We start from the raw sequence: 14,194 nt of genomic DNA on the forward strand, positions 1-14,194 counted from the left end.
TCAGTTGCGTTTGCGGTATCTGTCAGCCGAGGTTCTTGCCTAGCAGGGCATGGTAAAGCTCACTGTCGCCCAAGATCCCCACCACCTGGTTGTTGTCATGCAACACCAGCTTGTTCCCGGTGTGATAACGAATCTGCAACGCGTCACGCATGCCGATATTCGAATCCACCAGCGTCGGTACTCGGCCCAAACCTTCCACCGCTTGTCCCGGTGCCCAGTTCTGCAAATTCATCACCGCGCCATTCTGGCGGGCGCCCTTGATGGTGTTGCCTTCGGCCAGGTCCAGCCACGAGTCGCCGCCCGGGTCCAGGCACACCGAACCGTTGACGCGCTTGCAGTTGTCCAGGGTGCGCATCAGGCTGCGCCCGCACAGCACGTTCAGCGGGTTGGTATGCGCGACGAAGGTGCGCACATAGTCGTCCGCCGGGTTCAGCACGATCTCTTCCGGCACGCTGTACTGGATGATCTTGCCGTCTTTCATGATCGCGATGCGGCTGCCCAGTTTGAGCGCCTCGTCGAGGTCGTGGCTCACGAACACGATGGTCTTGCTCAGCTTGCGTTGCAGTTCCAGCAACTCGTCCTGCAGGCCTTGGCGGATCAGCGGGTCGAGGGCGGAGAAGGGTTCGTCCATCAGCAGGATGTCGGCGTCCATTGCCAACGCGCGGGCCAGGCCGACGCGCTGTTGCATGCCGCCGGAGAGTTCGTCCGGCTTCTTGTTGCGCCATTGGGTCAGGCCTACCAGCTCGAGCTTTTCGTCCACCAGCTTGCGCCGGTCTTTCTCCGGACGGCCCTGCATTTCCAGGCCGAAGCTGATGTTTTCGCGCACCGTCAGCCAAGGCATCAGGGCGAATTTCTGGAACACCATGGCGATGCGTTTGGTGCGCATCATTTTCAGCTCGGCAGGTGTGCAGGAAGCGATGTCGATCTGGCGACCTTCATGTTCCACGAACAGTTGCCCACGGCTGACGGTGTTGAGGCCATTGATGCAGCGCAACAAGCTGGATTTGCCGGAGCCCGACAGGCCCATCAGCACGCAGATTTCGCCTTTCTCGATATCCAGGCTGGCTTTTTCAACGCCGACAATCTGCCCGGTCTTTTTCAGGATCTCGTTACGGCTCATGCCCTGGTCCAGCAGCTTGAGCGCCTCGCGTGGGTCTTTTGAAAAGATCACGTCGACCTTGTCGAATCGGATAATGCTCATGCATCACCCCCTACTTTAGCGTCGGGTTGTTTGCAGATGCGGTCGAGCATGATGGCCAGCAGCACGATCGCCAGACCGGCTTCAAAGCCCAGGGCGATGTCGGCGGTGTTGAGTGCGTTGACCACGGGTTTGCCGAGGCCGTCGGCGCCCACCAGGGCCGCGATCACCACCATCGACAACGACAGCATGATGCATTGGGTAATGCCGGCGGCAATGCTCGGCATGGCGTGGGGCAGTTCAATGCGCGAGAGCAACTGACGGCGCGAGCAGCCAAAGGCCTTGCCGGCGTCCATCAACTCTTGCGGTACATCACGGATACCCAGGTAGGTCAGACGGATCGGCGCGGCAATCGCGAACACCACCGTGGAAATCAGCCCAGGCACCACACCCAGCCCGAAGAGGGTCAGGGTAGGGATGAGGTAGACGAAGGTCGGTACGGTCTGCATCAGATCGAGCACCGGCCGCATCATGGTGTAGAACAACGGTTTGTGCGCGGCAACAATGCCCAGCGGCACACCGATGACCACGCAGACCAGGGTGGCGAACAGCACTTGCGCCAGGGTCTCCATGGTTTCCTGCCAGTACCCCAGGTTGAGGATCAGCAGGAAGGAGGCGATGACAAAAACAGTCAGTCCCCATTTACGTTGGATAAAGTGAGCCAGCAGCGCAATCAGACCGATCAATGCCAGCGGATTGAACCAGGTCAGCGCGAACGTCACGCCGTGGATCATCGTTTCCAGAGTCGATGCGATTGCGTCGAAGTAGTTGGCGCCGTGTTGGGTCAACCATTCGACGAAGGCAGCGATGTACTGGCCTAGTGGGATTTTCTGTTCAGTCAGCATGGTAGTGAATGTCCACATGCGAAGAGGGAAAACATCCCGGGGCAGCGCACCGCCCCGGGGACAACATTACTTGGCGAGGTAGGCTTTAACGGCGTCGAGTCCTGGTTTGCCATCTACGGTAGTGACACCGGCGAGCCAGGTGTCGAGGACTTGTGGGTTGGCTTTCAGCCAGGCCTTGGCGGCGGCGTCAGGCTTTTGTTTGTCGTCCAGGACGTTACCCATCAGGGTGCTTTCCATGTTCAGGGTGAACACCAGGTTTTTCAGCAACTGGCCCACGTTGCTGCATTCCTCGGTGTAGCCCTTGCGGGTGTTGGTGTAGATGGTGGCCTGGCCGTAGTTGGGGCCGAACGAGTCGTCCCCGCCGGTCAGGTACTTCATCTTGAAGCGGGTGTTCATCGGGTGCGGTTCCCAGCCGAGGAACACGATGGCCTGGTCGCGCTTGGTGGCGCGTTCGACCTGGGAGAGCATGCCGGCTTCGCTGGATTCGACGACTTTGAAGCCGGCGGTTTTCAGGCCGAAGGCGTCTTTGTCGATCAGGGTCTGGATGGTGCGGTTGCCGTCATTGCCGGGCTCGATGCCGTAGATCTTGCTGCCCAGCTCATCCTTGAATTTGGCGATGTCGGCGAAGTCCTTGAGGCCCTTGTTGTACAGCGCTTCCGGGACGGCCAGGGTGTACTTGGCGTTCTCCAGGTTGGCGCGCACGGTTTCCACGGTGCCGGCATCACGGTACTGCTTGATGTCGTTTTCCATGGTCGGCATCCAGTTGCCGAGGAAGATGTCCATGTTCTTGCCGTCGGCCAGGGACTTGTAGGTCACTGGTACCGAAATCATCGTGGTGCGCGGCTTGTAGCCCAGGCCCTTGAGGATCTCGCTGGTGGTCGCGGTGGTGACGGTGATGTCGGTCCAGCCGACATCGGAGAAGTTGACGGTCTGACATTGTGCCGGTTCTGCGGCGTGCGCCATGACTGGCAGACTCAGCATGGCGGCCAACAACAACGAGGGTGAACCTTTCATCTGGGTAGACTCCTGTGTTTTTTCTGGCGGCATTCGCCGCGCTTTATAAGTGTTGCGGTTGGTGCGTGCGACAACAGCTCTGGCACGGTGCCTTGCAAACGAGTCGAGACTGATCATGTACCAGTGAAAATCTGACGCCTACAGGGGGCGTCGTATCCAGTACAGGGATGGTCGTATCCAGTGTCGGTGACGTCGCTTACAGATTTTTCCAGCGGCAAAACTGCAGGTTTTGCCCATCTGCACCGCTAAAAACGGCCAAAACAGGTGATCGCACGGTAGCGACGCTTGTGAGCATGAGTGCGTCGGTGTGAGACGCCGTGACGGCAAGTAAAAGCTTGATGATGCCGCCATCTGGGCGATCTGAGCGTAGCAGCTCGTTGGTGTCCGGCCTGTTCACCTGCGGAGTTCCACGTTAATGGCTATCAGTGTTTTCGACCTGTTCAAGATCGGCATCGGGCCTTCGAGTTCTCACACCGTCGGCCCCATGCGCGCCGCGGCGTTGTTCGTTCAAGGCTTGCGTGAACGTGAACTGTTGGAACAAGTGCGGCGCGTCGAAGTTCAGCTCTACGGCTCCTTGTCCGCCACCGGCATCGGCCACGGCAGCGATACCGCGACCATCATGGGCCTGATGGGCGAATGGCCGGACGCGATCGATCCGTCGCAAATCGGCCTGCGCATTCACACCCTGCGCGAGACCGACACGTTGCTGCTGGACGGGCACCTGCCGGTGCCCTTCGTCTGGGCGCGGGACATGCGCCTGCTCGACGAAAACCTGCCGTTCCACCCCAACGCCATGACACTGGTGGTGTTCGGTGACAAGGGTGAACTGCACCGCGATACCTACTATTCAGTAGGCGGCGGTTTTGTAGTGGATGAAGCCCAGGCGCAAAGCGGCGTGGCCGATATGGACCGTACCGAGTTGCCTTACGACTTTTCCAGCGCGGTGGAGCTGCTGCAGTTGTGCAAGACCCACAACCTGCGCGTCGCCGAGTTGATGCTGGCTAACGAAAAAACCTGGCGCTCCGAAGAAGAAATCCGCAGCGGCCTGATGAAACTCTGGCGCGCCATGCAGGATTGCGTGGAGCAGGGCCTCAAGCACGAAGGCATTCTGCCTGGCGGCCTGAACGTGCGCCGCCGCGCCGCCAAGTTGCATCGCAGCCTGCAAGAGTTGGGTAAGCCGAACGTGATCGGTTCGACCTTGAGCGCCATGGAATGGGTCAACCTGTTCGCCCTGGCAGTCAACGAGGAAAACGCCGCCGGTGGACGCATGGTCACCGCACCCACCAACGGCGCGGCGGGGATTATCCCGGCGGTGTTGCACTACTTCATGAAGTTCAGCGAGGAAGTCACCGAAGCCAATGTGGTCGACTACCTGCTGGGTGCGGCGGCGGTGGGGATCCTGTGCAAGAAGAACGCCTCGATCTCCGGTGCCGAAGTCGGTTGTCAGGGTGAAGTGGGTTCGGCCTGCGCGATGGCGGCTGCTGGTTTGGCCGAGATCCTTGGCGCCACGCCGGAACAGCTGTGCAACGCCGCCGAAATCGGCTTGGAACACAACTTGGGCCTTACCTGCGACCCGGTGGGTGGGCTGGTGCAAGTGCCGTGCATCGAGCGCAATGCAATTGCGGCAGTGAAGGCGATCAACGCGGCGCAAATGGCGCTGCGTGGCGATGGCCAGCACTTTATCTCCCTGGACCGGGTGATTCGCACCATGCGCGATACCGGGGCGGATATGCATGACAAATACAAAGAGACATCGCGGGGTGGGTTGGCGGTCAGCGCTGTTGAATGTTGAGACCGCGTCGCCTGTATTCGCGAGCAAGTCGAATCGTCGCACCGCCGCTCCCACATTTGATCGAGTTCCAACATGAGAACGCGGTCAAGTGTGGGAGCGGGCTTGCTCGCGACTACGGTAGTCCAGACAACATTGCGCATAAAGTGAACACCCGGATGCAAAAGCGCCACCTTTTAGCGCGTCGCAAACAGATAAGTAGCTACCGAACGATTTCCCGCCCGACCCGCTGTCACCCGTGCTTGGGGTGACAGACTTTTCCCATACCCGCAAAGCGCCTTCCCACAAGTGCTACCGATCTGCTCACGCCCCGTGGGCAGACTCATTCCTACGGCTGATTTCAGCTATATCCGTACTCGCGGCGCGGGCTTATCTAGACGCGTCATCAGGTCGTTTTTAGGAGTTATTGGATGGCCATTCAATTTTAGGCATGGCATTTGCTCTATCAATTCAAAGCCTCTCTCCTCGCTGGATGAAGAGCGCAATAACAAGAGCCTCGCCTGAGGCCATCACCCGCTTTGTGTGAGGAGATACCGCGATGACGTCGTTCAACTCCGGGGCCCAACCCCAGAACCGTGCGCCTCAATCCATCGGCTTTTTGCTGCTGGACAATTTCACGCTGATTTCCCTGGCCTCCGCAGTCGAACCCCTGCGCATGGCCAACCAGCTTTCCGGCCGCGAGCTGTATCGCTGGACGACCTTGAGCGTCGACGGAAACCAGGTGTGGGCCAGCGACGGTCTGCAAATCACCCCCGATGCTTCCATGCACAAAGCCCCGGCCCTGGACACCGTAATCGTGTGCGGCGGCGTGGGTATCCAACGTACCGTTACCCGTGAACATGTGTCGTGGCTGCAAAGCCAGGCGCGTCAGTCCCGTCGCCTTGGCGCGGTGTGCACCGGCAGTTGGGCCTTGGCCTGCGCCGGTTTGCTCGATGGGTTTGATTGCAGCGTGCACTGGGAATGCCTGGCCTCGATGCAGGAAGCCTTCCCCCGCGTGGCCATGAGCACACGCCTGTTCACCCTCGACCGCAACCGCTTCACCAGCTCCGGCGGCACCGCGCCACTGGACATGATGCTGCACCTGATCAGCCGCGACCACGGCCGTGAACTGTCGGCCGCGATCTCCGAGATGTTCGTGTACGAACGCATCCGCAACGAACAGGATCACCAGCGTGTGCCGCTCAAGCACATGCTCGGCACCAACCAGCCGAAGCTGCAGGAAATCGTCGCGCTGATGGAAGCCAACCTGGAAGAGCCGATCGACCTGGACGAACTGGCGGTGTACGTCGCCGTGTCGCGTCGCCAGTTGGAGCGCCTGTTCCAGAAATACCTGCATTGTTCGCCGTCGCGTTACTACCTCAAGCTGCGCCTGATCCGTGCACGGCAGTTGCTCAAGCAAACGCCGATGTCGATCATCGAAGTGGCGTCGGTGTGCGGGTTTGTCTCCACACCGCATTTCTCCAAGTGCTACCGCGAATACTTCGGCATTCCGCCACGGGATGAGCGTGTGGGCTCCAACACCACCCAGCAAGTGGCGATGATGCCAATCCCGCAGGCGCTGGTGTTGTCACCGTTGTCGGGGCCGATGTCGGCGTTGAGTCAGGCGCGTAATGAATCGACGTTTGCCAGCGTAAGGCTCTAAACCGAGGGGGCTTCATCGCAGGCAAGCCAGCTCCCACATTTTGATCTGTGAATACATTCAAATGTGGGAGCTGGCTTGCCTGCGATGGCGCTTTATCAGGCGCCGGAGTTCTGTTTGAACTGCACCAATGCCGGCAACAGCTGTTTGTCGATTGCCTGCCTCACGGCCGGCAGAATCGTCGCACTGCCGGTGTACATCTGCTCAACCATGCCCTTGAGGGCCTTGGCCCGCGCCGGGCTCAAACCGCGTACGGCGCACTCGCAGGCCTGTTCGGCGGTGGCGCCGCTGGACACTTCGAAACCCAGTGAGCGCAGTTGGCCCAGCAGGTCATCCTGGTCAATCAAATCCGCATGCATCATGACGTTTATCCTGGTGAAGGGAACGGGGCTCGAACTGGATTCTGGTAGCCACCCAAGCGGTCGGCAAGGGCCGATTGCACGAATGCCTCAGATGGCTATGAGCATGTCGTTTTCGGGCCGTTTACCGAACGCATTAATGGGCACACTGAACTCAGGCACTCAGCTTGAAGGTTTGGTCACCCTCAGGATGTCACGCTCACACAAGGCACTCTGCCCCGATCCAGTCACGGCTGGATCGGGGCTTTTTTTGCCTGGGATTTGTGCTGATTACACGGACGCCATCGCCGGCAATAGCCGCGCCACGGTCTAGCGCTGCAACACCAGGATGCGCGAGAGCAATTCATCCCGGTCGATATAGCACCCCTGAAAATGCCGCGCCCCCGAAGTGGGATCAAAAGCATTGCGCGCATGCAAGGTGCGGCGGTTGTCGAAGCACCACAACTCACCCGGGTTCAGGCGCTTGACCAGCCTAAAGCGATCCTCCCGCGTCATCGCAATAAACCGCCGATACGCCCGATACAGCAAGGGCATCTGCTCCACACTGGCCTCGAACGGCCCACGCAAAAAGTTAGCCATGCGAATCTCCGCCACCTCCCCCAACGCATCCAGCGCAATGATCGGCGCCAGGCGGCGATAGTCGCTGTGACGGTCCTTGTTGCGAAACTCCACGGGTATTTCACACAGCGCGCGAAACGCTTTGGGGTCTTCTGTGCGCAACGCATGGGCGATGGCAAATCCATCGACGAAAATGCTCTCGCCACCGCTGGCATCGTTCACCAGGCAGTGCAGGAATTGCAGGCCCGGTTGCAGCTCCCGCGTGGGCAGATCAGTGTGCAAGGGCAGGTTGAACGCGGTGTAGGCATTGCTGTCGGCATCGGCCTTGGATTGCACATTGAACAGCACGCCGAAGTTGCTCTCGCGGATGAAGGATATGCGCTTGGCGATCAGCGCCAGGGAGCCGGGCTCGGTTGGGACGCCTCGGATTTGCGTCAGGCCTGAATCGCGCAGCGCCAGCAACCATTGCAGTAGCGCGTTCGGGTCTTCCATGACGGCCTTGTATTCGAACGCCGGCAGTTCGAAGCGACTGTCCCACAGCTGCGATTGGGGCTTTGCCGCACGGCGTTCGGCACGGGATTCATCGTCGTAGGCATGGGCCCGCAACCAGCCGGGATCGTACTGACTGCGGTGGCCGCCGCTCCATGCCAACAACAGGTTGCCTTGGTCAAGACGTGCCGAGGCAGCCCTGAGATCGGCATCTATGTCGACAATCTCCAGCACTTGTTCACGGGTCACGCTGTACACGCATTCTGCACAGGGGCAGTTGTCTCGCAGCCATTGATGATGGAACGGGCTGACCCGCCCGTCGGCCCAATGCACAAGGATTTGATCTTCCAGCACCCGCACGTCCGCGATGTCGCAGATCTTCGGGTAGGTACGGAAATCGGCGACAGCGGCGGTTTGCATGGTGGCTCCTTATTATTTTTTGGGTGGCTATTTTTTCAGCGGCAGTCCAATCACTCGGCCAAGCAGTGCGGGGCGCGGCAGGTCGGCCTGCTCCGCACTGATAGCCGTGAGTTTTTCCAACGTGGCCTCGGTGAACGGCGCCGAATTCGGGCCCGCCAGATCAACGTGCAGCAGCATCTGCTCGTTGCCCGCCAGCTCCTTTTCATCTCCCACTAAATGCAGGCTGTGATAGAGGTGCAGGCGCTTGGCATCAAAGGCGATCAGTTGGGTATGCACCTCCACGTCGGCACCGAGTTTCACTTCGTGCAGGTAGTTGAGGTGCAGCTCCAGGGTGAACAGTGAATGGCCGCTGGTTTCACGGTTTTCGCTGTCCAGGCCCAGGGTGTCCATCAGCGCGTCGGTGGCGTAGCTGAAGATCAGCAGATAGAACGCGTCGCGCAGGTGGCCGTTGTAGTCCACCCAGTCGGGGTGGACCTGGGTGGTGTAGGTGGTGAGTGCGGGCATGTCAGGGGTTCCGTTATTCGGCGAAGGTCATGCCGTGCTTGGCCTTGGTGGTTTTCACCGCCTCCAGCACCGCCAGCAGGCAGTCATCACGATAGCGCTCCAGCGCCGAAATGCTGTGTTTGCCCAGTTGATCGCTGGTGCCGTCGACTACATCGTCGATCAGCTTGTCGGTCAGCTCCGGCGCCGGCAGGTAGGTCCACGGCAATTGCAGTGCCGGGCCGAACTGCGCCATGAAGTGGCGCATGCCGGCGTCGCCGCCGGCCAGGGTGTAGGTCAAGAAGGTACCCATGAACGACCAGCGCAGGCCCGCGCCAAAGCGGATCGCGTCGTCGATTTCGCCGGTGGTGGCCACGCCGTCATTGACCAGATGCAGGGCTTCACGCCACAGCGCTTCGAGCAGACGGTCAGCGATAAAGCCTGGGACCTCCTTGCGCACATGCAGGGGTCGCATGCCGAGGGATTCGTACACCTTGATCGCGGCTTGAACGGCTTCCGGCGCGGTGTTCTTGCCGCCGACCACTTCCACCAGCGGCAACAGGTAAACCGGGTTGAACGGATGGCCGACCACGCACCGCTCAGGGTGGGTCGAGCCCTCGTAGAACTCGCTCGGCAACAGGCCGGACGTGCTCGACCCAATCAACGCATTCGGCTTGGCCGCAGCACTGATCTTGCTGTGCAGGTCGAGTTTCAGCTCCAGGCGTTCCGGGGCGCTTTCCTGGATGAAGTCGGCGTCTTTCACACACTCTTCAATGGTGGCGACAAAGCGCAGGCGGTCCTGGGACGCACCCGGCGCCAGGCCTTGCTTTTCCAAGGCGCCCCAGGCGTTGGCGACACGTTTGCGCAGTGCGGCTTCGGCACCGGGCGCCGGGTCCCAGGCGATTACATCCAGGCCATGGGCCAGGGCGCGGGACACCCAGCCGCTGCCGATGACACCGCTGCCCAGGGCGGCGAAGGTTTTGATTTCGGTGATAAAGCTCATGGCAAATTCCTAAAATAGTGGTGGCAGCGATCAACCGCGTTTGGTCAAACCCATCTTGATTCGGCCTTCGGCCGGGGTCATGACCCGTGCACCCAGGCGGCTGAGGATTTCGCTCGCCCGTTCCACCAACTGGCCGTTGGTGGCGAGCACGCCTTTGTCCAGCCACAGGTTGTCTTCCAGGCCGACCCGCACGTTGCCGCCCAGCAGCACCGCTTGTGCCGCCATTGGCATTTGCATGCGGCCGATGCCGAAGCCGGCCCACACCGCGTCGGCTGGCAGGTTGTCGACCATGGCTTTCATGGTGGTGGTGTCCGCCGGCGCGCCCCATGGGATGCCCAGGCACAGTTGGAACAGCGGGTCGTCGAGCAGGCCTTCCTTGATCATCTGCTTGGCGAACCACAAGTGACCGGTGTCGAAGATTTCCAGCTCGGCCTTCACGCCCAGTTCCTGGATGCGCTTGGCGCCGGCCCGCAGTTGCGCCGGGGTGGAGACGTAAATAGTGTCGCCATCGCCAAAGTTCAGCGTGCCGCAGTCCAGTGTGCAGATTTCTGGCAGCAACTCTTCGACGTGAGCCAGGCGGGTCAACGGGCCGACCAGGTCGGTGTTGGGGCCGAACGCCATCGGGTTCTCGCCGCCACCGATCTCCAGATCACCGCCCATGCCGGCGGTGAGGTTGACGATGATGTCGATGTCAGCCTCACGGATGCGCTCCATCACTTCGCGGTACAGGGCGACGTCGCGGCTGAACTTGCCGGTTTCAGGGTCGCGCACATGGCAGTGCACAACGGTGGCGCCGGCCTTGGCAGCTTCCACGGCGGCGGCGGCGATTTGTTTGGGGGTGACCGGCACGTGTGGGCTGCGGCTGGTCGTGTCGCCAGCACCGGTGAGTGCGCAGGTGATGATGACGTCGTGGTTCATTAGGCGGTTCCTTACAGGCGTGGTGGTGCCGTTCGCAGCCCGGTTGAGCTGCGAAACGGTGGTTCAGAAAAAGTTATTTGCTGGTCAGTTGCAGGTTGGCCGCGGCCGGCTTGCCGTCGAAGGTTGTCACACCTTCCAGCCAGCGCGCCTGGTCTTGCGGGTGATCCTTGAGCCACTGCTTGGCGGACTCGATGGCGTCCTTGTGATCCAGCAACGGCTGCATCATCCGGCTCTCGTCGGCGGCGGTGAAGGTGAGGTTGGTCAGCAGTTTGTGCACGTTCGGGCATTGCTCGGCGTAGTTCGGCGCGGTGACGCTCCACACGGTGGCCATGCCTTCGTTCGGGCCCAGGGCGTCGTCGCTGCCGGTCAGGTAGGTCATGGCGACGTTGACGTTCATCGGGTGCGGCGCCCAACCAAAGAACACCACGGCTTCCTTGCGGCGCACCGCCCGGTCGACGGCGGCGAGCATGCCGGCTTCACTGGATTCCACCAGTTGGAACTTGCCCAGGCCGAACTGGTTCTTGGCGATCATCGCCTTGATTTGGGTGTTGGCGCCCGAGCCTGGCTCGATGCCGTAGATCTTGCCGCCCAGTTCTTTCTCGAACTTGGCGATGTCCGCGAAGGTTTTCAGGCCTTTGTCTGCCAGGTAAGTCGGCACGGCGAGGGTGGCGCGTGCGTCTTCCAGGCTGGGCTTGTCGAGGACTTTGACTTGCTTGGCGTCGACGAACGGCGTGATGGTCTGGGTCATCAGCGGGTTCCAGTAACCCAGGAACAAGTCCAGGCGCTGGTCGCGGATGCCGGCGAAGATGATTTGCTGGGAGGCGCTGGTCTGTTTGGTCTTGTAGCCGAGGCCGTCGAGCAACACTTGAGTCATGGCGCTGGTGGCGATTACGTCGGTCCAGTTCACCACGCCCATGCGCACGTTCTGGCAGGATGCCGCGTCGGCAGCCAGTACGTTCGTGCTCAAGATGGCGCTGGCGCTGAGTGCAAGCACACAGCGGCTGATCAGTCGGTTCATGGTGGATCCCTCGGCAGGTCGTTATTGTGGGGGCCGGTGTCTTTGTGCACCGTGGAGCCAAGTTACGTAGCTTTGGGGGCGACAAAACGCACGGCGGCGACCAGCTCTTGCACTGCAGCGACCTGCCCCCTTGAATCCACCCGAGAACGGGAGTATCACAGTGCCACGCTGCCCGTCCTACGAGAGCGCCACCATGTCCCAGGATTTCTACTTCCTGCTGATGCCGGGCTTCTCGGCCATCGGCTTTATCTCCGCGCTGGAACCGTTGCGGGTGGCCAATCGCTTTCGTGGCGAGCTGTACCGCTGGCATGTGTTGAGTGCCGATGGCGGCGCGGTGCTGGCGAGCAATGGCATGTCGGTCAACGCCGATGCCGCGTTGGAACCGCTGAAGAAAGGCGCGACCTTGCTGGTGGTGGCCGGCTTCGAACCGCTGCAATTCGCCACCCCCGCGTTGGAACACTGGCTGCGCCGCCTCGACCATGATGGCGTGACCCTCGGCGCCATTGACACCGGCGCCTGCGTCCTCGCCGAAGCGGGCCTGCTCGACGGCCACCGCCTGACCCTGCACTGGGAAGCCATCGACGCCTTCAAGGAATCTTATCCACAGCTCACCGTGACCCAGGAACTGTTCGAGATCGACCGCCGCCGTATCACCTGCGCCGGCGGTACGGCCTCGATCGACCTGATGCTCGACCTGATCGCCCAGTCCCACGGCCCCGAACTGGCGATCCAGGTCTCCGAACAATTCGTGCTCGGCCGCATCCGCCCACGCAAAGACCACCAGCGCATGCAGATCGCCACGCGCTACGGCATCAACAACAAGAAGCTGGTGCAGGTGATCGGCGAGATGGAGCAGCACACTGAGCCGCCCCTGAGCACATTGGCCCTGGCCGAGGCGATCAAAGTGACGCGTCGCCAACTGGAGCGCCTGTTCCGTCTGCACCTGAACGACACCCCCAGCAACTTCTACCTTGGCCTGCGCCTGGAAAAAGCCCGGCAGCTCTTACGTCAAAGCGGTATGAGCGTGCTGGAAGTGAGTATTGCGTGCGGGTTTGAATCTCCGTCGTATTTCACCCGCAGTTATCGGGCGCGGTTTGCCAAGTGTCCACGGGAGGATCGGCGACGAGAGGTTGTTTGACGGCCAATTATAGTCAATTATACTCATGACTATAATTTATAGTCATTTCCATAATTGAGTGTAAAACCATGTCCAAGCACAGCGGCTTTGTATTCCGCCGTCCCACGCTGGCAAGCAGTATTGCCGATGGTCTGGTGGGGGCCGGTATCCAGGATTTCACCTCTGGCCTGTTTCTCGCGGCGCCGCGTCGCACGGGCAAAAGTACTTTTTTGCGCGAAGACCTGATCCCGGAGTGTCAGCTTCGAGGGTGGCTGGCGGTGTACGTCGATCTGTGGGCTGACAAAGAAAAAGACCCCGCAGAGTTGATTGCCAGCGCCATCGCCGCAGCGCTGGTTCCCTATGAAAAGGGCATTCGCAAGCTCGCCAAGAACCTTGGGATCGAGAAACTGAGCTTTCTGCGCACGTTGTCCTGGGACTTCAGCAAGCCTCAATTGCCCGTCGGCGCGACGTTGACCCAGGCCTTGGAGTTGCTCCATCACGCGGCGGAAAAACCCGTGGTCCTGGTGATTGACGAAGCGCAGCACGCGTTGACCAGCGATTCAGGCATCAATGCGATGTTTGCGCTGAAGGCCGCCCGGGATCAGCTCAACCAGGGGCGTGACGAGGACGGCAGCGGTTTGCATCTGGTGTTCACCGGCTCCAATCGCGACAAGCTGGCCCATTTGGTTCTGGGCAAAAGCCAGCCATTCTTCGGCTCCAGCATCACGCCGTTTCCGCTGCTGGGTAAGGCGTTCACACAAGCCTATACCGCGCACCTCAATGCGCACTTGGCGAAAACCAACCAATTCAGCGCGGACGATATTGATGAGGCTTTTGAGCTGGTTGGCCGTCGCCCCGAGATGCTTCGTACCATCATTGGAGAAGTGGCGCTGGAGTTGGGCGAGGCGAGCAATTTGGGTCAACTGCTGCACAGCCGCGCCGAACTGTTGCGCGCCGGCGTTTGGACCGAGTTCGAAAGTGCCTGGAACGCCCTCACCATTCCCCAGCGTGCGGTGCTGGAAGTGATGGTGGAGCGCTCACAGAACAACGAACCGTTCGCGCCGTTTACCGACAGTACGCTCACGGCGGTCAGCAAAGCGCTGGAAGAGATGGGCAGCGATATGGTGCCAGGTACCCAGACGATTCAGGCTTGCATCGATGCCCTGCGTGACAAGGAACTGGTGTGGAAGTCGAGCCGGGGAGGGTATGCCCTAGAAGACAAGACCTTTGGTGACTGGTTGCGGCAAAAACGCAAAAACGCCACAACACCGTAGGAGCCGGCTTGCCGGCGATGGCGTCCAGTCAGCCCTGTATCTATTGGCTGACACACCGCTATCGCCGGCAAGC

The 14,194-nt window shown here is 60.6% G+C and carries 13 protein-coding genes; 4 read left to right on the forward strand and 9 right to left on the reverse strand.

Annotation, left to right across the window (positions count from 1 at the left end; genetic code table 11):
* Nucleotides 1-22 precede the first annotated feature (22 nt).
* The 3 genes from choV to WH299_RS07575 all read right to left on the reverse strand — a co-directional run bounded on the left by choV (nucleotide 23) and on the right by WH299_RS07575 (nucleotide 3,057).
* The gene (choV, locus tag WH299_RS07565) at nucleotides 23-1,201 is read right to left on the reverse strand and encodes a choline ABC transporter ATP-binding protein (RefSeq protein WP_028618241.1); all 1,179 of its coding nucleotides are present in this window, start codon (nucleotides 1,199-1,201) and stop codon (nucleotides 23-25) included.
* Nucleotides 1,198-2,043, reverse strand: coding sequence for a choline ABC transporter permease subunit (choW, locus tag WH299_RS07570; RefSeq protein ID WP_016972877.1), 846 nt, complete (start codon nucleotides 2,041-2,043; stop codon nucleotides 1,198-1,200). Before choW ends, choV begins: the two co-directional genes overlap by 4 nt.
* A 66-nt stretch (nucleotides 2,044-2,109) precedes the next feature.
* A complete protein-coding gene (locus WH299_RS07575; RefSeq protein ID WP_339549960.1) occupies nucleotides 2,110-3,057 on the reverse strand; it encodes a choline ABC transporter substrate-binding protein in 948 nt (315 codons plus the stop codon).
* A gap of 415 nt (nucleotides 3,058-3,472) precedes the next feature.
* On the opposite strand from WH299_RS07575, the gene WH299_RS07580 reads away from it, so the two are divergent.
* Together WH299_RS07580 and WH299_RS07585 are read left to right on the forward strand one after the other, a co-directional pair.
* Nucleotides 3,473-4,849, forward strand: coding sequence for an L-serine ammonia-lyase (locus tag WH299_RS07580; protein ID WP_068931607.1), 1,377 nt, complete (start codon nucleotides 3,473-3,475; stop codon nucleotides 4,847-4,849).
* 535 nt (nucleotides 4,850-5,384) lie between these two features.
* On the forward strand, nucleotides 5,385-6,488 hold the full coding sequence (locus WH299_RS07585; RefSeq protein WP_005792167.1) for a GlxA family transcriptional regulator: 1,104 nt from the start codon (nucleotides 5,385-5,387) through the stop codon (nucleotides 6,486-6,488).
* 95 nt (nucleotides 6,489-6,583) lie between these two features.
* On the opposite strand, the gene WH299_RS07590 is transcribed toward WH299_RS07585, so the two are convergent.
* The 6 genes from WH299_RS07590 to WH299_RS07615 form a co-directional block, all read right to left on the reverse strand.
* Nucleotides 6,584-6,847, reverse strand: coding sequence for a hypothetical protein (locus tag WH299_RS07590; protein ID WP_028618238.1), 264 nt, complete (start codon nucleotides 6,845-6,847; stop codon nucleotides 6,584-6,586).
* Between the two features lie 306 nt (nucleotides 6,848-7,153).
* A complete protein-coding gene (locus tag WH299_RS07595; protein WP_339549961.1) occupies nucleotides 7,154-8,311 on the reverse strand; it encodes a gamma-butyrobetaine dioxygenase in 1,158 nt (385 codons plus the stop codon).
* 27 nt (nucleotides 8,312-8,338) lie between these two features.
* Nucleotides 8,339-8,815, reverse strand: coding sequence for a thioesterase family protein (locus tag WH299_RS07600; protein ID WP_339549962.1), 477 nt, complete (start codon nucleotides 8,813-8,815; stop codon nucleotides 8,339-8,341).
* A gap of 13 nt (nucleotides 8,816-8,828) precedes the next feature.
* The gene (locus WH299_RS07605; protein ID WP_028618235.1) at nucleotides 8,829-9,794 is read right to left on the reverse strand and encodes an L-carnitine dehydrogenase; all 966 of its coding nucleotides are present in this window, start codon (nucleotides 9,792-9,794) and stop codon (nucleotides 8,829-8,831) included.
* 30 nt (nucleotides 9,795-9,824) lie between these two features.
* Complete coding sequence (locus tag WH299_RS07610; RefSeq protein ID WP_122729538.1) at nucleotides 9,825-10,712, reverse strand: 3-keto-5-aminohexanoate cleavage protein; 888 nt, start codon at nucleotides 10,710-10,712, stop codon at nucleotides 9,825-9,827.
* 73 nt (nucleotides 10,713-10,785) lie between these two features.
* The gene (locus WH299_RS07615) at nucleotides 10,786-11,730 is read right to left on the reverse strand and encodes a choline ABC transporter substrate-binding protein (RefSeq protein WP_028618234.1); all 945 of its coding nucleotides are present in this window, start codon (nucleotides 11,728-11,730) and stop codon (nucleotides 10,786-10,788) included.
* 193 nt (nucleotides 11,731-11,923) lie between these two features.
* Between WH299_RS07615 and WH299_RS07620 the strand changes: the two genes are divergently transcribed.
* Together WH299_RS07620 and WH299_RS07625 are read left to right on the forward strand one after the other, a co-directional pair.
* Entirely contained in the window at nucleotides 11,924-12,868 is a 945-nt protein-coding gene (locus tag WH299_RS07620; RefSeq protein WP_164393849.1) for a helix-turn-helix domain-containing protein, read from the forward strand.
* Between the two features lie 68 nt (nucleotides 12,869-12,936).
* Complete coding sequence (locus WH299_RS07625) at nucleotides 12,937-14,121, forward strand: AAA family ATPase (RefSeq protein ID WP_323622854.1); 1,185 nt, start codon at nucleotides 12,937-12,939, stop codon at nucleotides 14,119-14,121.
* The last annotated feature ends 73 nt before the right edge of the window (nucleotides 14,122-14,194 follow it).

Source organism: Pseudomonas sp. MYb541 (assembly GCF_037479595.1).
Taxonomy (GTDB): domain Bacteria; phylum Pseudomonadota; class Gammaproteobacteria; order Pseudomonadales; family Pseudomonadaceae; genus Aquipseudomonas; species Aquipseudomonas canadensis.